Annotated in this window: 16 protein-coding genes; 11 read left to right on the top strand and 5 right to left on the bottom strand. The window is 70.2% G+C overall.

The annotated features are described in order from the left end of the window. Window positions 1-64: 64 nt before the first annotated feature. Window positions 65-1,255 carry a quinolinate synthase NadA gene (gene nadA / locus E4198_RS20935; protein ID WP_136184516.1) on the bottom strand — a complete coding sequence of 397 codons (1,191 nt, stop codon included), beginning with the start codon at window positions 1,253-1,255 and terminating at the stop codon, window positions 65-67. A 326-nt stretch (window positions 1,256-1,581) separates the two neighbouring features. On the opposite strand from nadA, the gene E4198_RS20940 reads away from it, so the two are divergent. After that, complete coding sequence (locus E4198_RS20940; RefSeq protein ID WP_136184517.1) at window positions 1,582-1,935, top strand: iron-sulfur cluster assembly accessory protein; 354 nt, start codon at window positions 1,582-1,584, stop codon at window positions 1,933-1,935. A gap of 126 nt (window positions 1,936-2,061) precedes the next feature. Here E4198_RS20940 and E4198_RS20945 read toward each other — a convergent pair whose 3' ends face one another. Both E4198_RS20945 and E4198_RS20950 read right to left on the bottom strand, forming a co-directional pair. Beyond that, window positions 2,062-3,603 carry a hypothetical protein gene (locus tag E4198_RS20945; protein WP_136184518.1) on the bottom strand — a complete coding sequence of 514 codons (1,542 nt, stop codon included), beginning with the start codon at window positions 3,601-3,603 and terminating at the stop codon, window positions 2,062-2,064. A 334-nt stretch (window positions 3,604-3,937) separates the two neighbouring features. Continuing rightward, a complete protein-coding gene (locus E4198_RS20950; RefSeq protein ID WP_136184519.1) occupies window positions 3,938-4,159 on the bottom strand; it encodes a hypothetical protein in 222 nt (73 codons plus the stop codon). A gap of 135 nt (window positions 4,160-4,294) precedes the next feature. Between E4198_RS20950 and E4198_RS20955 the strand changes: the two genes are divergently transcribed. Next, a complete protein-coding gene (locus tag E4198_RS20955) occupies window positions 4,295-5,269 on the top strand; it encodes a carbohydrate kinase family protein (RefSeq protein ID WP_136184520.1) in 975 nt (324 codons plus the stop codon). Window positions 5,270-5,310: 41 nt separating this feature from the next. Here E4198_RS20955 and E4198_RS20960 read toward each other — a convergent pair whose 3' ends face one another. Beyond that, the gene (locus E4198_RS20960) at window positions 5,311-6,738 is read right to left on the bottom strand and encodes a cysteine desulfurase/sulfurtransferase TusA family protein (protein WP_136184521.1); all 1,428 of its coding nucleotides are present in this window, start codon (window positions 6,736-6,738) and stop codon (window positions 5,311-5,313) included. Window positions 6,739-7,258: 520 nt separating this feature from the next. On the opposite strand from E4198_RS20960, the gene coxB reads away from it, so the two are divergent. From coxB to E4198_RS20980, 4 genes are all read left to right on the top strand, one after another. After that, entirely contained in the window at window positions 7,259-8,197 is a 939-nt protein-coding gene (gene coxB / locus E4198_RS20965; protein WP_037789421.1) for a cytochrome c oxidase subunit II, read from the top strand. Further along, window positions 8,194-9,948, top strand: coding sequence for a cytochrome c oxidase subunit I (gene ctaD, locus E4198_RS20970; RefSeq protein WP_136184522.1), 1,755 nt, complete (start codon window positions 8,194-8,196; stop codon window positions 9,946-9,948). The genes coxB and ctaD overlap by 4 nt, the downstream gene beginning before the upstream one ends. Continuing rightward, complete coding sequence (locus tag E4198_RS20975; protein WP_136184523.1) at window positions 9,945-10,343, top strand: cytochrome c oxidase subunit 4; 399 nt, start codon at window positions 9,945-9,947, stop codon at window positions 10,341-10,343. The genes ctaD and E4198_RS20975 overlap by 4 nt, the downstream gene beginning before the upstream one ends. Before the next feature lie 144 nt (window positions 10,344-10,487). Beyond that, window positions 10,488-11,759, top strand: a complete 1,272-nt coding sequence (locus E4198_RS20980; protein ID WP_136184524.1) for an Ig-like domain-containing protein — start codon at window positions 10,488-10,490, stop codon at window positions 11,757-11,759. A 73-nt stretch (window positions 11,760-11,832) separates the two neighbouring features. On the opposite strand, the gene E4198_RS20985 is transcribed toward E4198_RS20980, so the two are convergent. Beyond that, window positions 11,833-12,249, bottom strand: a complete 417-nt coding sequence (locus E4198_RS20985) for a response regulator transcription factor (RefSeq protein ID WP_136184525.1) — start codon at window positions 12,247-12,249, stop codon at window positions 11,833-11,835. A gap of 210 nt (window positions 12,250-12,459) precedes the next feature. Between E4198_RS20985 and E4198_RS20990 the strand changes: the two genes are divergently transcribed. The 5 genes from E4198_RS20990 to trpD all read left to right on the top strand — a co-directional run bounded on the left by E4198_RS20990 (window position 12,460) and on the right by trpD (window position 18,046). Next, entirely contained in the window at window positions 12,460-13,080 is a 621-nt protein-coding gene (locus E4198_RS20990; RefSeq protein WP_027766043.1) for a heme-copper oxidase subunit III, read from the top strand. Window positions 13,081-13,157: 77 nt separating this feature from the next. Beyond that, entirely contained in the window at window positions 13,158-13,970 is an 813-nt protein-coding gene (locus tag E4198_RS20995) for a c-type cytochrome (RefSeq protein ID WP_027766044.1), read from the top strand. Then, window positions 13,967-15,076, top strand: coding sequence for a Rieske 2Fe-2S domain-containing protein (locus E4198_RS21000; RefSeq protein ID WP_210732870.1), 1,110 nt, complete (start codon window positions 13,967-13,969; stop codon window positions 15,074-15,076). The genes E4198_RS20995 and E4198_RS21000 overlap by 4 nt, the downstream gene beginning before the upstream one ends. Next, on the top strand, window positions 15,073-16,698 hold the full coding sequence (locus E4198_RS21005; RefSeq protein ID WP_136184526.1) for a cytochrome bc complex cytochrome b subunit: 1,626 nt from the start codon (window positions 15,073-15,075) through the stop codon (window positions 16,696-16,698). The genes E4198_RS21000 and E4198_RS21005 overlap by 4 nt, the downstream gene beginning before the upstream one ends. A gap of 283 nt (window positions 16,699-16,981) precedes the next feature. Next, complete coding sequence (trpD, locus tag E4198_RS21010) at window positions 16,982-18,046, top strand: anthranilate phosphoribosyltransferase (RefSeq protein ID WP_136184527.1); 1,065 nt, start codon at window positions 16,982-16,984, stop codon at window positions 18,044-18,046. Window positions 18,047-18,151 lie beyond the last annotated feature (105 nt).

The following is an 18,151-nucleotide window of genomic DNA, read 5'->3' on the forward strand; positions in this document are numbered from 1 at the left end:
GCTCGACTCCGCACCGGTGACGTCCACCGGAGCCGGTTCGTTCCCGGCGCCGGACTTCACGAGGTCACGGCAGCGCCAGCATCCGCTCCAGGGCCATCTTGGCGTACTGCTCGGTCTTCGTGTCCACCTCGATGCGGTTGACCACGGTGCCCTCGACCAGTGACTCCAGCGCCCACACCAGGTGCGGGAGGTCGATGCGGTTCATCGTCGAGCAGAAGCACACCGTGCGGTCGAGGAAGACGACCTCCTTGTCCTCGTCCGCGAAACGGTTCGCCAGCCGCCGTACGAGGTTCAGCTCGGTGCCGATGGCCCATTTCGAGCCCGCGGGGGCGGCCTCGAGCGCCTTGATGATGTACTCCGTGGATCCGACGAAGTCCGCGGCCTGGACCACCTCGTGCTTGCACTCGGGGTGCACCAGGACGTTGACGCCCGGGATGCGGGCGCGCACGTCGTCGACGGAGTCCAGCGAGAAGCGGCCGTGCACCGAGCAGTGGCCGCGCCACAGGATCATCCTCGCGTCGCGCAGCTGCTCGGTGGTGAGGCCGCCGCCCGGCTTGTGCGGGTTGTAGACCACGCAGTCGTCCAGGGACAGGCCCATGTCCCGGACGGCGGTGTTGCGGCCCAGGTGCTGGTCGGGAAGGAAGAGGACCTTGTTCTGTCCGGGCTCCCCCTGCTCGAAGGCCCAGTCCAGTGCGCGGCGGGCGTTGGAGGAGGTGCAGATGGTGCCGCCGTGGCGCCCGGTGAACGCCTTGATGTCGGCGGAGGAGTTCATGTAGGAGACGGGCACCGTGCGCTCCGCCACTCCCGCTTCGGTCAGGACGTCCCAGCACTCGGCGACCTGTTCCGCCGTCGCCATGTCGGCCATGGAGCAGCCGGCCGCGAGGTCGGGGAGGACGACCTGCTGGCGTGCGGAGGTGAGGATGTCGGCCGACTCTGCCATGAAGTGCACGCCGCAGAAGACGATGTACTCGGCCTCCGGGCGGGCGGCCGCCTCCCGGGCCAGCTTGAAGGAGTCGCCGGTGACGTCGGCGAACTCGATGACCTCGTCCCGCTGGTAGTGGTGCCCGAGCACGAAGACCTTGTCGCCCAGCTTCTCCTTGGCCGCGCGGGCGCGCTCCACCAGGTCCGGGTCGGAGGGCGAGGGGAGCTCGCCTGGACAGTCGACGCCGCGTTCGCTCGAGGGGTCGGCCTCGCGGCCGAGCAGGAGCAGGGCGAGCGGCGTGGGCTGCACGTCCAGGGGCTGGGTGGTGGACACGATCACGCACCCTTTCTGTTCGGAACACGCGTTCTGATCCACGCGTACTTATCGTCGTAGTGACGTTATCTATGATAACCGGTTCACGTCAGTTTGACGACGGGCATCGTGTCGATGTGACGCATACCGCGACCCCGGGTGACCGCACGGCCTTCCGCCCCGTCCCACCCGGTGCGCCGCACGCTCGTGACCGCCCCGCGCCGGATGTGCGAGCATGAGAACCGCAAGGGACGAGGGATCGCGACGTGCCGGGACTGGAATGAATCCGGGATGTCTTCCGTTCCAGCCCATGGCAGAGCAGTCCGAACAACCCGGGAGAGAAGCAGATGTCCGTATCGGACGAGACCGCTGTGAGTGAGGGCATCATCCTGTCCGACGCCGCCGCGGTGAAGGTCAAGAGCCTCCTCGAGCAGGAGGGTCGTGACGACCTCGCGCTCCGCGTGGCCGTCCAGCCCGGTGGCTGCTCCGGCCTTCGGTACCAGCTCTTCTTCGACGAGCGTTCGCTCGACGGCGACGTGGTGAAGGACTTCGACGGCGTCAAGGTGGTCACCGACCGGATGAGCGCCCCCTACCTGGGCGGCGCCTCCATCGACTTCGTCGACACCATCGAGAAGCAGGGCTTCACCATCGACAACCCGAACGCCACGGGCTCCTGCGCCTGCGGCGACTCGTTCAGCTGATCAGCTGAGGCAGTCCGCCGGGCGCCTCGCGACGAGGTGCCCGGAACGGCGCACGATGAGGGCGGCGACCCCTTCCGGGTCGCCGCCCTCGTCATGTGTGCGTCGTGCGTCGTGCCGAGGCGTCGGTCACTTCTTCGGCAGCGGGTCGCCGCTCCTGGCGTCCAGCACCTTGCGGCCGTCCAGCGGCTTGTCGAGCTGCACCGTCACCTTCTGCTTCTCGGCGATCATGATGCAGTTCTCCTTGGGCTCCGGGTTCTTCGGCTCGACCTTCACCTCGACTCCGCCGTCCGCCGGCTTCGCGACGGCCTGGTAGTCGTGGCAGACGCCACCCCAGAAGGTGACCGTCAGGTCACGGCCGTCGGCGCGGTAGGAGATCAGCTTCCGGCCGTCCGGCGATCCGGGGGAGACCGGCGTGTCACTGCCGTCCTCGCTGCCCTTGTCCTCGGGAGTGCGCAGGTACTCGCGCTCCACCGCGGGGAAGGCCACCTGGTAGGTGCCTTCGGCACCCTGCTTCTCCACGTCGTAGATCCACGCGGGGACCAGGATCGGCGCGCCCTTCGAGTACTCGGCCGCCAGGCCGAACGTCGCACCGCTCACCGTCGCGGTGGCGTCCCCACCGCTCGCGGACGAGTCCTCGGAACCGGGGGTCGCACACCTGATCACGTCGTCGGCCTTCGGATAGCCGCCGAGGTCGGTGTTCTCGTCCTTCGGGCGCGGCGGCGGCGCGTCGTCGCAGGACGGGACCTCCGGCATGCCGGCGGACGCACGGTGCTTGTTCAGTGCCTTCAGTGTCTCCTCGGCCGTCATGACCGGGTACACGGCGCCCTTCACCAGCTCGCCCAGCCGGCCGTGGCCCCGCACCAGCTCGCCGGCGGAGTTCACCGTGAACGTGCTGGACCAGTCCTGGGAGGGGATGCCGCCGGGACGCGGCTTCGCGGTCACCAGGCGGGTGTCCTGGTAGGAGTGGGACGCGTCCAGCGCCGCACTGTCCAGGTCGAGCGCCTCCAGCGCGGGCCGCACCGTCTTCTTCGCTTCGTCGGCGGGCACCGGGTCGCCCCCACGCTCACCGTCGCTGCTCGACTGCCCCTCGCCGTCGGCCTGCTGGTCGGGGCACGGGGCGGGCGGCTTGCCGGCGCCGCCTTCCTTCGGCTTGCCGCACAGGTCGTCGCCGGTGGGCCGGTGGCGGATGAAGGACCACGCGCCGGTCTCCTCGTCCACCGTCAGCAGCGGACCGCTCCCGTCCGGCGTGCCGCCGACCCGCCAGCCCGCGTCGCCCTCGGTCGGGGCGCCGTCCACGCCGAACGCGTCGGCGATCGCTTGCATCTCGGCCTCGGTCACGTCGCCTTCGGGACGGTGCACCGGTGCCGATCCGGGGCCGTCGGGCAGGTCGCCCTCGGCCTCGTACACGGTCGCGTTGGGGTTGGGCTCGCCCGGGGCGATGCCGCGCTCCGGGGTGTCGCCCGACTCGCTCAGCCCGAGGCTGTCCAGCACCAGCGGCGGCGGGTTCTCACGGCTGTCGGCGGCGGCCGACGTGTCGTCGTCCGACTCGGCGGCGTTCGACGCCCAGTAGGCTCCGCCGCCTCCGGCCAGCAGAACGGCCGTCGCCACCGAGGCGACGGTCAGTCGCCGGCGCAGTCGGGGTCCCTCGGGGGTCTCCTGGGTGCTCACCACATCGCTCCTTCGGCTCCGCTCTTCTGTCGGGCCCGCATCCCTTGCGGGGACGCCCCTTGGACGGGACCGGACGACGAGCGGTTCCCGGCCGTTCCGCCGGCCGCGTTACGGGGCCGGCGGAACGGGGTCGCCGAGTGGGGCGACGAGAGGCCGTTCATGAGCGTCCGGCCGCCCCACGACCAGGGTCGATCCGGTGAAGCGCGGCACGGCCGGCGGACGGTGCACGGTGTTCGGCCGACACGGTGCGCGGACGGTCCCGGGCCCGGCCGAACGGCCCGCGCCTCACGCGGAACCAGGAGACCGGGTCTCCCGGACAGGTCCTGGTGCGGTCCTAGTCCCCGTATTCGGACATGCCGTCCAACAGGTGCGCGGAGCGCTCCGGGACGTGCACCCCGCGGGGCCGCTCCGACGCCGCCGCCCCCGGCGCGGCACCGTGCGCCGTACGGGGCCAGCGCTCGGACATCCGTGCGCAGTCGCCGCGTAGCTGGGCGAGGGACTCCGGCTCCGCCGAACGGTGACCGGCTGTGGGCGCATCGGCGCCATGGGTGCTCATGCCCCGACAGTACGCATGCTCCGAAGACGGGGGAAAGCCCTACTATCCGGTAGTTCTGTCCTGTTCGGATGCGGTCGGTGACCGGGTAGCGTGGTCGGGACCGCCTTCCGTTCTCCTTCCTGGAGCGAATTCGCCGTGCGTATCGCTGTCTCCGGCTCCATCGCGACCGACCACCTGATGACCTTTCCCGGCCGTTTCGCCGACCAGTTCGTCGCGGACCAGCTGCACACGGTCTCGCTGTCCTTCCTGGTCGACTCCCTGGACGTGCGCCGCGGCGGGGTGGCGGCGAACGTCTGCTTCGGCATGGGCTGCCTCGGCACTCGCCCGATCCTGGTCGGCGCGGCCGGCGAGGACTTCGAGGAGTACCGGGCCTGGCTGGACCGGCACGGCGTGGACACCGAGTCGGTGCGCATCTCCACCACCGCGCACACCGCCCGCTTCGTGTGCACCACCGACGCCGACCACAACCAGATCGGCTCCTTCTACACCGGCGCGATGAGCGAGGCCCGGCTGATCGAACTCCAGGCCGTGGCCGAGCGCGTGGGCGGCCTGGACCTGGTGTGCATCGGCGCCGACGACCCCGAAGCGATGATCCGCCACACCGAGGAGTGCCGTACCCGCGGCATCCCCTTCGCCGCCGACTTCTCCCAGCAGATCGCGCGGATGGGGGGCGACGACATCCGCGTGCTGACGGAGGGGGCCACGTACCTCTTCACCAACGAGTACGAGAAGGGCCTCGTCGAGTCCAAGACCGGCTGGAGCGACGCGGACATCCTCGACCGGGTCGGCACCCGGGTGACCACCCTGGGCGCCAAGGGCGTGCGGATCGACCGCAAGGGGGAGGAGCCCCTCCTCGTCAGCCCGCCCGAGGAGGAGGCCAAGGTCGACCCCACCGGCGTGGGCGACGCCTTCCGCGCCGGCTTCCTCACCGGTCTGAGCTGGGACGTCTCCCTCGAACGCGCCGCGCAGGTCGGCTGCATGCTGGCCACCCTGGTCATCGAGACCCTGGGCACCCAGGAGTACGAGCTGCGTCGCGGCAACTTCATGGAGCGCTTCACCAAGGCCTACGGCGACGCCGCGGCCGCCGAGGTGCAGTCCCACCTCGGCTGACGCCGGACCGGTCCGGTCCGGTCCGGTCCGGTCCGGTCCGCTCAGGCGGCCCGGCGGATCCGGTAGGACGCGCCGTCCGAACCGGCGCCCAGGTAGGTGTGGCCGCGCATCGCGCACCAGGCGGGAATGTCAAGCCGGGCGGCCTCGTCGTCGGCGAGGACCGTGATCACCCCGCCGACGGGTACCTCGCCGATCACCTTCGCCAGCTCGATCACCGGTACCGGACACAGCGTGCCGAGCGCGTCCACGGTCAGGGCGTCCTCCTCCGCGTCCTCCGACGACTTTGATGCCTCCGGGCCGCCGTCCGCACCTATGTCGGCCGGTGCGTCGGGGGCGCTCGCCGGTGCGCCGAGCTGGGCGCGCACGGACGCCACCGCGCCCGGGAGTTCGGCCAGGAAGCGTTCCACGTCTTCCTCGCGGGCACCCGGCGGCAACGACACGCGGACGTTTCCCTCGGACAGCACCCCCATGGCGCGCAGCACGTGGCTGGGCGTCAGGGTGCTCGACGTGCAGGAGGAACCGGAGGACACCGAGAACCCGGCGCGGTCCAGGGCGTGCAGCAGCGCCTCGCCGTCCACGTACAGGCAGGAGAAGGTGACCACGTGCGGCAGCCGGTGCACCGGGTCGCCCACCACCTCGACGTCCCCGACGACTTCGGGCACCCGGGTGCGGACGCGGTCCACCAGCGCCCGGAGTCGTGCGGCCTCGGCCGCGGCCTCCGCGCGCACCGCCCGCAGCGACGCCGCGGCGGCGACGACCGCCGGGAGGTTCCCGAACCCCGGGGCGCGGCCCGACTCCCGCTCGTCCGAGGGACCCGGCGGGGCGAAGCGGGTGCCCTTCCGCACCACGAGCAGGCCGACTCCGGGCGGACCGCCCCACTTGTGGGCGCTTCCGGCCAGCAACGACCACGGGCCGTCCACCGCATCCCAGGCGAGCGACTGGGCCGCGTCCACCAGCAGCGGCACGCCCGCCGCACGGCACGCCTCGGCCACTCCGGCGACGGGCTGTTCGGTACCGACCTCGTGGTTGGCGCTCTGCAGGCAGGCCAGGGCGGTGCCCTCGGTGAGCGCGGCGGCGAACGCGCCGGGGTCGACGGCGCCCGTGCGGCCCACGGCCACCTCGGCGACGGTCCCGCCGTCCGCCTCGTGGGCGGCCGCCGCGTGCAACACCGCGGAATGCTCCACCGCGGAGACCACCAGGTGCCGGCCCGCACGCCGTCGCCCTGCGACCGCACCGGCCACGCCGGTGTGCAGGGCCTGTGTGCCCGACGGGGTGAACGTCAGCTCGTCCGGGCGGCATCCGACCGCCTCCGCGGCGGTCTGCCGCGCGGCGTCCAGAAGCATCCGCGCGCGCCGGCCCTCGCGGTGGAGCCGGGCCGGGTCGGCCCAGCCTTCGTCCAGCGCGGCGACCAGGGCCTGCCGGGCGACGGGATGCAGCGGAACGGACGACGCGGCGTCGAAGTACGGCACACGCTCACGCTAGCGCCCGGCCGGCCCGACCGGTCACCGCACCTCACACCCCCACCGCACCTCACCCCCACCGGCCCTCTCGTGGCCCGACGGCCCGGGCCGCTGCGTGAGGGAAGCCCGTGTCTCCTCCCGCCGTTCGCGGCGCTGCACGGGCGGCCCGCCCGGGGGTGACCCGGAGTGCCCCGCGGGGACGCGGCGCGCGCCCCTGACCCACGCGCGCAGAGGCACCGGGGCCGGGCGATTGAGGACGCAGGCCGGGGCGGGCGGGGCGCGGCCGGAACCGCCGGACGGCCGCTGCGGAGCCGCCACGCGGGAGACGGACCCTCCTGGCGCGGGTCCAAATCCCGTCCAGTAAGGTTTGGCCCGCATAAACATCAAACCCCTGCCCGCGCCAGGGGCCGGCGCCCGACCACTAAGACGGCCGAGCCCGGCTGAGCGGGCGAGACTCTCGGGAAGGCGCTACGTGAGTCCCAACGGCTCCGACCTCCCCCACCGCCCGAAGGGCGTGGGCGGTACCCCCATGTCACGGCGCCCGATGCGGCGGATGCTGCCGCAGGCGCTGGCTGCGGGACTGGTCCTGGCTACCGCCACCGGTTGCACCTACAAGGACTTCCCCCGCCTCGGCATGCCCACCCCGGTGACGGAGGAGGCGCCGCGGATCCTCTCCCTGTGGCAGGGCTCGTGGGCGGCTGCGCTCGCCACGGGCGCCCTGGTGCTCGGGCTGATCCTGTGGAGCATCATCTTCCACCGGCGTTCGCACACCAAGGTGGAGGTCCCGACACAGACCCGGTACAACATGCCCATCGAGGCGCTGTACACCGTGGTCCCGATCATCATCGTGTCGGTCCTCTTCTACTTCACGGCCCGTGACGAGGCCGAGCTCCTGAAGACCTCCGACAAGCCGGACCACGTCGTCAACGTGGTGGGCTACCAGTGGAGCTGGGGCTTCAACTACGTCGAGAACGTCGACGGCGACACCTCCACGGACAACACGGACTCCGAGGAACTCGCCGCCATCCCGGACCGGATGAAGGAGGCGTTCCCGGAGGGCGCCGAGGGCGTCTACACCGCGGGCACGCCGGCCGACCGGAACTTCCAGAACGGCAACCCGGGCCCGACCTTGTGGCTGCCGAAGGGCGAGACCGTCCAGTTCGTGCTGACCTCGCGGGACGTCATCCACTCCTTCTGGGTGGTTCCCTTCCTGATGAAGCAGGACGTCATCCCCGGCCACACCAACCGCTTCGAGGTGACTCCCGAGATGGAGGGCACCTACATGGGCAAGTGTGCCGAGCTGTGCGGTGTGGACCACTCCCGGATGCTCTTCAACGTCAAGATCGTTTCGCCGGAGCGCTACCAGAAGCACCTGGAAGAGCTGGCGGAGAAGGGCCAGACCGGTTACATCCCGGCGGGTGTCGCGACCATCGGCGACACCAGGAATGCGGAGACGAATAACCCGTGAGCATCCTCAACGAACCCCAGGGTGCCGCCGAGGACACGATCGCTGCCCAGAGCGGTCTCTCCTCGCAGCGCCGCAAGGAGCCCGGCAACGTCGTGGTGAAGTGGCTGACGACCACCGACCACAAGACGATCGGGTCGCTGTACCTCATCACTTCGTTCTTCTTCTTCGTCATCGGCGGCGTGATGGCGCTCTTCATGCGCGCCGAACTCGCCCGCCCGGGCACGCAGATCCTGTCGAACGAGCAGTTCAATCAGGCGTTCACCATGCATGGCACGGTCATGCTGCTGATGTTCGCCACTCCGCTGTTCGCGGGCTTCGCGAACTGGATCATGCCGCTCCAGATCGGCGCGCCCGACGTGGCGTTCCCGCGGCTGAACATGTTCGCCTACTGGCTCTACCTCTTCGGTTCGCTGATCGCGGTCGGCGGCTTCCTCACCCCGCAGGGGTCGGCGAGCTTCGGCTGGTTCGCGTACGCGCCGCTGAGCAGCGAGGTCTACTCGCCGGGCATCGGCGCGGACATGTGGATCATGGGTCTGGCCTTCTCCGGCTTCGGCACCATCCTCGGCTCGGTCAACTTCATCACCACCATCATCTGCATGCGCATGCCCGGCATGACGATGTTCCGGATGCCGATCTTCACCTGGAACGTGCTGCTCACCGGTGTGCTGGTGCTGCTGGCCTTCCCGGTGCTGGCCGCCGCGCTGCTGGTGCTGGAGTCGGACCGCAAGTTCGGCTCGATGGTCTTCGACTCGTCCAACGGCGGCGCGCTGCTCTGGCAGCACCTGTTCTGGTTCTTCGGCCATCCCGAGGTGTACATCATCGCGCTGCCGTTCTTCGGCATCGTCTCGGAGGTCATCCCGGTCTTCAGCCGCAAGCCGATGTTCGGCTACATCGGCCTGATCGGTGCGACGATCGCCATCGCCGGCCTGTCGGTGACGGTGTGGGCGCACCACATGTACGTGACGGGCGGCGTGCTCCTGCCGTTCTTCTCGTTCATGACGTTCCTCATCGCGGTGCCGACGGGCGTGAAGTTCTTCAACTGGATCGGCACGATGTGGAAGGGCTCGCTGTCCTTCGAGACGCCGATGCTCTGGACGATCGGCTTCCTGGTCACCTTCACCTTCGGTGGTCTGACCGGTGTCATCCTGGCCTCGCCGCCGCTGGACTTCCACGTCTCCGACAGCTACTTCGTGGTGGCGCACTTCCACTACGTCGTGTTCGGTACGGTCGTCTTCGCAATGTTCGCCGGGTTCCACTTCTGGTGGCCGAAGTTCACCGGCAAGATGCTCGACGAACGGCTCGGCAAGATCACCTTCTGGACCCTCTTCATCGGCTTCCACGGCACCTTCCTGGTCCAGCACTGGCTGGGCGCCGAGGGCATGCCGCGCCGGTACGCCGACTACCTGGCCGCCGACGGGTTCACCGCGCTGAACACCATCTCGACGATCAGCTCCTTCCTGCTGGGCATGTCCCTCCTGCCGTTCTTCTACAACGTCTGGAAGACCGCCAAGCACGGGAAAAAGATCGAGGTCGACGACCCGTGGGGGTACGGCCGTTCGCTGGAGTGGGCGACCTCGTGCCCGCCGCCGCGGCACAACTTCGTCACCCTGCCGCGCGTGCGGTCCGAATCTCCCGCGTTCGACCTGCACCATCCCGAGATCGCCGCCCTGGACCAGATCGAGGACACCGGGCAGCGTGACGTCGTCGACCCGGGCAAGGAAGCCGCCACCGGCAAGGAGGTCGGGAAGTGAAGATCCAGGGACAGATGTTCATCTGGCTTTCCTTCTTCATGCTGGCCATGGCGATCATCTACGGCGTCTGGTCGAAGGAGCCGGTCGGCACGACCGCGCTCTTCCTCACCTTCGGTCTGGCCATGATGATCGGCTTCTATCTGGCGTTCACCGCACGCCGGGTGGACGTCGGCCCGCAGGACGAGAAGGAGGCGGACGTCGCCGACGACGCCGGCGAGGTGGGCTTCTTCAGCCCGCACAGCTGGCAGCCGTTCGCCCTGGCCCTCGGCGGCGCCCTGGCCTTCCTGGGCATCATCTTCGGCTGGTGGCTGTTCTTCTTCTCGCTGCCCGTGGTGCTCATCGGCCTCTTCGGCTGGTTCTTCGAGTACTACCGCGGCGAGGCGCAGAACCAGTAGGCGCAAAGCCGGTAGGCGCAGAACCCGCAAGCATCGCGCACACCAGGACAGGCCCCCGGCATTGCCGGGGGCCTGTCGTGCGAAGAGGACCCGATCGGCCCAAGCCGACGGGCCACCGCCACCGCGCGTTCCTAACGTGAAGTCATGACTGACATACGGAAGCGCCGCACGGCGGTGAGCTGCGCCCTTCTGCTGGGGCCCCTGGCGGTGGGGCTCACCGCCTGCGGAGAGGACGGTCATCCACTGGCGGCCGCCCCGTACGACGCCGGAAGCCAGGTCGAGCTGAGCGCCGAGGACGGCAGCGACGACGTCGACTACCGCAAGCCCCTCGTGGTCACCGCCGAGGACGACGAGGCCCTCCTCACCGACGTGGTCGCCACGGACGCCGGCGGACGGCACGTGCGCGGCAGGCTCTCCGAGGACGGCACCCGCTGGCACAGCACGGCACCGCTCGCCGCAGGCACCCGTTACACCGTCCGGGTGAGCACCGAGAACGAGGACGGCGAGCCGGGACGCCGCACCGTCCGCTTCGGGACGCGGCCCTCCGACGGCAAGAAGTTCACCGTCACCTTCGGCCCCGAGAAGGGCGAGTACGGCGTCGGCCAGCCGCTCGTCGCCGAGCTCAGTCACAAGGTCAAGGGTCGCGAGCAGCGGGAGACCGTGGAGCGCGCACTGAACGTCCGCTCCACCCCTCGGGCGCAGGGCGGCTGGCACTGGGTGGATGCGCAGACGCTGCACTACCGGCCCAAGGAGTACTGGCCCTCGCACGCCTCCATATCCGTCTCGGCGGCGCTGGAGGGGATCAAGATACGCGACGGCCTCCGCGGCGGCGTCTCCAAGCCGCTGAGCATACGCACCGACGACCGTGTCGAAGGCACCGTCGACCTCGCCGCGCACACCCTGACCGTCACCCGGGACGGCGAGGAGGCGCGCACCATCCCGATCAGCGCCGGCAAGCCCGGGTTCCGCACCCGGGTCGGCGTCAAGGTGATCCTCGGCAAGACCCAGTTCCTCCGCATGACCAGCGGGAGTATCGGCATCCCCGCGGGCAGCTCCGAGTCCTACGACCTGCCGGTCTACTGGAACGCCCGCCTCACCCACAGCGGCGAGTTCCTGCACGCCGCGCCCTGGTCCTCCGGGTCGCAGGGCATCGCCAACACCAGCCACGGCTGCACCGGCATGAGCACCGAGAACGCCAAGTGGCTCTTCGGCCTCGTGCAGAAGGGCGACGTGTTCACCTACGTCAACGGCGACGGCGGCGAGCAGATGCCCGCGTTCGGCAACGGCTTCGGCGACTGGAACCTGAGCTGGTCCGAGTGGCGCGAGGGCAGCGCCCTCACCGGCGAGGGCAAGCCCGCCCAGGCGCCTCTGGGCGACATCGAGTTCGCTCAGGCCCGCCTCCGCTTCCAGGCCTGAGCACCCACAGGACGCGCCCGGGCGCCGTGCGGGAGGTCCCCTGCGCGGCGGCCGGGCGTCATGCGCGGAGGGGTCAGGCGGCGCCCGCGGCGCCCGCGCTGCGGTGGTCGCCGCGCAGCAGGCCGGCCAGCGCGTCCGCGAGGGCGACCGGGTCGACCGGGTGCGACACCGCGGCCTCGGCCCGGCTCCAGGTCGCCAGCCAGGCGTCCTCCGGGCGGCCGATCAGCAGCAGCACGGGCGGGCAGCGGAAGATCTCGTCCTTGATCTGGCGGCACACGCCCATGCCGCCGGCCGGCACGGCCTCCCCGTCCAGCACGCACACGTCGACCGTCCGCTCCTCCAGGGTGGACAGCAGGGCGGGCAGCGTCGCGCACTCCACGTACTCGATCTGCGGGGCGTCCGCGGCGGGGCGCCGCCCCGCCGCGAGCCGGACCTGCTCCCGGGTGTTGGCGTCGTCGCTGTAGACCAGCACCGTGGCGGTCGGCTGCATCGTTCCTCCGCGAAGGGGTCGGTGAGACGGGCCGGGAAGCCGTGCGTGATCGAGGTCCCGGTGAGCCGGATGCTACTCCCTCGAAGGGCCCGCCGACACCGCTTCGTACCCTCTTCCGGGGGCCTTCCCGGGGCCGTCTGCGCAGTCCACGGGCGCCGGACACACCGAACAGCACCCCCGGAAGTGAACCCGGGATAAGCGACCGACATAATGACGGGCGTGGCGACAGCAACAGCAGTAGAAACCGGGCACGCACACCCGTCGGTCAACCGGCCGAACCTCACCAGCGTCGGAACGATCATCTGGCTGAGTTCCGAGTTGATGTTCTTCGCGGCACTGTTCGCGATGTACTTCACGCTGCGGTCGGTGACGGGTGCCGAGTACTGGAGGGAGAGCGCCGAGGCACTGAATCTTCCCTTCTCCGCGACGAACACCACGATCCTGGTGCTCTCCTCACTCACCTGTCAGCTCGGCGTGTTCGCCGCCGAGCGCGGTGACGTGAAGAAGCTCCGAGGCTGGTTCATCATCACCTTCCTCATGGGCGCGGTCTTCATCGGCGGTCAGATCTACGAGTACACGGAGCTGGTCATGCACGAGGGGCTCTCGCTCTCGTCCGACCCGTACGGCTCCGTCTTCTACCTGACCACCGGCTTCCACGGACTGCACGTGACGGGCGGCCTCATCGCGTTCCTGTTCGTCCTGGGGCGGACGTACGCGGCCAGGAGGTTCACCCACCACCAGGCCACTGCGGCCATCGTCGTGTCCTATTACTGGCACTTCGTCGATGTCGTCTGGATCGGCCTCTTCGCCACGATCTACCTGATCAAGTGAGCCGGGCCGTGCGGCCCGACCACGCGCAGACACAGCCAGAAGCATCGACGCAGAAGATCCTGACACCGGGGTAATCCGTGAAAAAGCTCTCCGCACGACGGCGCCATCCGCTGGCGGCGCTCGTCGTCCTACTCTTCGCGCTGGCGGCCACCGGGGGGCTGTACGCCACGTTCGCGCCGGCCGACGAGGCGAAGGCCGACACCAAGGCCGGCCAGTCCCTCGCCATCAAGGAGGGCCGCAAGCTCTACCTGGTGGGCTGCTCCAGCTGCCACGGCAAGGGCGGCCAGGGCACCAGCGACGGTCCGAGCCTGGTGGGCGTCGGCGCCGCCGCGGTGGACTTCCAGGTCGGCACCGGCCGCATGCCGCTCCAGCAGCCCGGCCCGCAGGGCGTCGAGAAGCCCAAGGTCTACTCGCAGGCCGAGATCGACCAGCTGGCGGCGTACGTGGCCTCGCTGGGCCCGGGCCCGAGCGTTCCGACCGAGGAGCAGTACAACCCGGAGGGCGCGGACATCGCCAACGGCGGTGAGCTCTTCCGTACGAACTGCGCGCAGTGCCACAACTTCACCGGTGAGGGCGGCGCCCTCTCCGAGGGCAAGTTCGCCCCCGACCTCGGCGGCGTCGAGCCGAAGTACATCTACGAGGCCATGCAGAGCGGTCCGCAGGCCATGCCCTCCTTCCCCGACACGGTGCTGACGGAGTCCGACAAGAAGGACATCGTCGCCTACCTGGAGGAAGTCAACAGCGACGAGGCGGAGACCCCCGGCGGCGTCAAGCTTGGCGGCCTCGGCCCGGTGGCCGAGGGTCTGTTCGCCTGGGTGTTCGGGCTCGGGGCGATGATCGCCCTGGCCATCTGGGTCGCGGCCCGGACAGCGAAGGCCAAGAAGTCATGAGCAGCGAGACTGGATCCCACGACAACGTGTCAGACCACGACCCGAACGAGAAAATGCCCGAGCGGCGGGACGAGGCCCACGAGGCCGAGAAGGACCCCGGGCACGGCGCCGAGGCGGCCCTCGCGGAGGACCCCTTCCGTGACCCCGGGCTGCCGCCCCACGAGCACCGCATCCAGGACGTCGACGAGCGGGCCGCCAAGCGGTCCGAGCGCACGGTCGCGCTGTACTTCGTCATCTCGATGCTCGCCACGGTCGGCTTCATCGCCTCCTACGTCGCGTTCCCGATCGAGCAGATCGTCTACATCTGGCCGCTCGGGCACATCAGCGCCCTGAATTTCGCCCTCGGCATGACCCTGGGTGTCGCGCTGCTCGGCATCGGCATCGGCGCGGTCCACTGGGCCCGCACCCTGATGTCGGACGTGGAGCTCGCCGACGAGCGTCACCCGGTCGAGGCGGAGCCCGAGCTGAAGCGCAAGGTGCTGGCGGACTTCCGCCAGGGCGCCCAGGAGTCGGCGCTCGGCCGCCGCAAGCTGGTGCGGAACACCATGTTCGGTGCGCTGGCTCTCCTCCCGCTGTCCAGCGTCGTCCTGCTGCGCGACCTCGGTCCGCTGCCGGAGGACAAGCTGCGGCACACCTTCTGGGAGAAGGGCCTGATGCTCATCAACGAGAACACCGGTGAGCCGCTCAAGCCCGAGGACGTCCCGGTCGGCTCGCTGGCCTTCGCCCGGCCCGAGGGGCTGGAGCCCGAGGACCACGAGTTCAACACCGAGATCGCCAAGGCCGCCCTCATGCTGGTGCGTATCCAGCCCGAGGACATCAAGGACAAGAAGGCCCTTGACTGGAGTCACGAGGGGGTGCTGGCCTACTCGAAGATCTGCACCCACGTCGGTTGCCCGGTCAGCCTGTACGAGCAGCAGACGCACCACGTGCTGTGCCCCTGCCACCAGTCGACGTTCGACCTCTCCGACGGTGCGCGGGTGCTCTTCGGTCCGGCCGGCCACGCGCTGCCGCAGCTGAGGATCAGCGTCAATGACGAAGGGTTCCTGCAGGCGGAGGGCGACTTCGCCGAACCCGTCGGCCCGTCCTTCTGGGAGCGCGGAGCATGAGTACTTCAACGACGAAGAAGAAGGCACCCGCCGGCGAGCGGGTGGCCGATTGGGCCGACGGCCGTCTGGGCATCTACAGCCTGGCCAAGGCCAACATGCGTAAGATCTTCCCGGACCACCCGTCCTTCATGCTGGGTGAGGTCGCGCTCTACAGCTTCATCATCATCATCCTGACGGGTGTCTTCCTGACGCTCTTCTTCGTGCCCAGCATGGCCGAGGTCGAGTACCACGGCACCTACGTGCCGATGCACGGCATCCGGATGACCGAGGCGTACGCCTCGACCCTGGAGATCAGCTTCGACGTCCGGGGCGGCCTGCTCATCCGGCAGATCCACCACTGGGCCGCGCTGATCTTCCTCGCCGCGATGCTCGTGCACATGATGCGGGTGTTCTTCACCGGTGCCTTCCGCAAGCCGCGCGAGGTCAACTGGCTGTTCGGCTTCCTGCTGCTGGTGCTCGGCATGTTCACCGGCTTCACCGGCTACTCCCTCCCGGACGACCTGCTGTCCGGCACGGGCGTCCGGTTCATGGAGGGCGCGATCCTGTCCGTGCCGGTCGTCGGTACGTACCTGTCGATGTTCCTCTTCGGCGGCGAGTTCCCCGGCCACGACATCATTCCGCGGTTCTTCGCGGCGCACGTCCTGCTGCTGCCCGGCATCATGCTGGGTCTGCTGGTGGCGCACCTGATCCTGGTCTTCTACCACAAGCACACGCAGTTCGCGGGCCCCGGACGCACCAACAAGAACGTGGTCGGCATGCCCCTGCTGCCGGTCTACATGGCCAAGGCGGGCGGCTTCTTCTTCCTCGTCTTCGGCGTCATCGCGGTCCTCTCGGCGACGTTCCAGATCAACCCGATCTGGGTGCTCGGCCCGTACCGGCCGGACCAGGTGTCCACCAACGCGCAGCCCGACTGGTACATGGGCTTCTCGGAGGGCCTGATCCGGTTCATGCCGGGCTGGGAGGTGAACTTCGCGGGCCACACGCTGGTACTCGGCGTGTTCATCCCGCTGGTGATCTTCCCGCTGGTCCTGGCGGCGATCGCGGTCTACCCGTTCATCGAGGCCTGGGTCACGGGCGACAAGCGCGAGCACCACATCGCGGACCGCCCGCGCAACGCCCCGACCCGTACGGCGTTCGGCGTCGCGTGGATCACCCTCTACATGGTCCTGCTGATCGGCGGCGGCAACGACCTCGTCGCCACGCACTTCCACCTCTCGATCAACGCGATCACCTGGTTCGTCCGGATCATGTTCTTCGCGGGGCCGGTGCTGGCGTTCATCATCACCAAGCGGATCTGTCTGGGCCTGCAGCGCGCGGACAAGGAGAAGGTGCTGCACGGGCGCGAGTCCGGCATCATCAAGCGCCTGCCGCATGGCGAGTTCATCGAGGTCCACGAGCCGCTCAGCCAGGAGCAGCTGCACACCCTCACCGCCCACGACCAGCCCGAGCCGCTCGAGATCGGTCCCGAGACCGACGAGAACGGCGTCAAGCGGAAGGTCGGCGCCGGCACCCGGATGCGCGCCAAGCTCTCCAAGAGCTACTTCGGCCCGGAGAGCGGCCAGATTCCGAAGCCGACGGCCGAGGAGTACCGGGAGATCACCAGCGGCCACGGCCACCACTGATCGTCCCGCCGCCGACCGGACCGCCCCGGCGGCGCGCACCACACCGTGGGCCCCGCCCCTTCCCCCGAGGAAGGGGCGGGGCCCACGGGCGTTGTCCGGGTGTTTCCCCGGCTCACGATGCGGGCGTTGCGCCGGGCCCGCCGCCCGCGCCGATAGGGTGAGCAGCGTGCGACGGTACGCGTGCCGCCGCCCCTTCCCGACGGGCCGCGGCCGTCCGCCGCCGGCCCCCTGCCCACGGTCCGCCGGTGCCCCGGCCGGGCCGACGAACCCAGGAGCGTGCAGCATGAACACCGTTCCCGACGTCGGCTCTCCCACCGGAGGCGACCTCACCTGGCCGGACGTGCTGAGCGCCCTGCTGGCCGGCGAGGACCTCTCCGCGGACGCGTCCGCCTGGGCGATGGACCGCATCATGCGGGGCGAGGCGACGGACGCCCAGATCGCCGGGTTCGCGGTCGCCCTGCGGGCCAAGGGCGAGACGGTGGACGAGGTGTCCGGCCTGGTGCGCACCATGTACGCGCATGCCAACGTCATCGATGTGCCCGGCCCGACCGTGGACATCGTCGGCACCGGCGGCGACCGGGCGAAGACGGTGAACATCTCGACGATGTCGGCGATCGTGGTCGCCGGCACCGGGGCGAAGGTCGTCAAGCACGGCAACCGTGCCGCGTCTTCCGCCAGCGGCGCCTCTGACGTGCTGGAGAAGCTGGGCGTCAACCTGGAGCTGACCCCGCGCCGTGTCGCGGAGGTCGCAGCGGAGGCCGGCATCACCTTCTGCTTCGCGGTGAAGTTCCACCCCGCGCTGCGGCACGTCGCCGCCGCACGACGCGAGCTGGGCATCCCCACCTCGTTCAACTTCCTCGGCCCGCTCACCAACCCGGCACGGGTGCGCGCGCAGGCCACCGGCGTCGCGGATGCCCGGATGGCGCCGATCCTCGCCGGCGTGCTCGCCGAACGCGGCTCCTCCGCGCTGGTGTTCCGCGGCGACGACGGCCTGGACGAACTGACCACCACCAGCACCTCCACCGTGTGGATCGTGCGCGACGGCACTGTCCGGCGGGAGAGCTTCGACCCGCGGACCGTGGACCTCGAGATGGTGCCCGTGGAGGCGTTGCGTGGCGCCGACGCCGCGTACAACGCGGACGTGGCGCGGCGGTTGCTGGAGGGCGAGCAGGGGCCGGTCCGGGACGCCGTGCTGCTCAACTCGGCGGCGGCGCTCACCGCGCTGGAACCGACGGACCAGCCGCTCGCCGACCAGCTCGGGGCGGGCCTCGCGCGCGCGGCGGAGTCCCTGGACTCCGGCGCCGCCAAGTCCGCCCTCGACCGCTGGGTCGCCTCCTCCCACGCGTAGCGCCCGCACGGGCACGCCCCGCCCCTGTGCCGGCCCCCGGCCTCCGGCGCCGCTCGCGGTGACGGGGGCCGGCGGCGCGACCCGCCGCAGGCGCGTGGCATACTG

The organism is Streptomyces sp. RKND-216 (assembly GCF_004795255.1).
Lineage (GTDB): Bacteria > Actinomycetota > Actinomycetes > Streptomycetales > Streptomycetaceae > Streptomyces > Streptomyces hazeniae.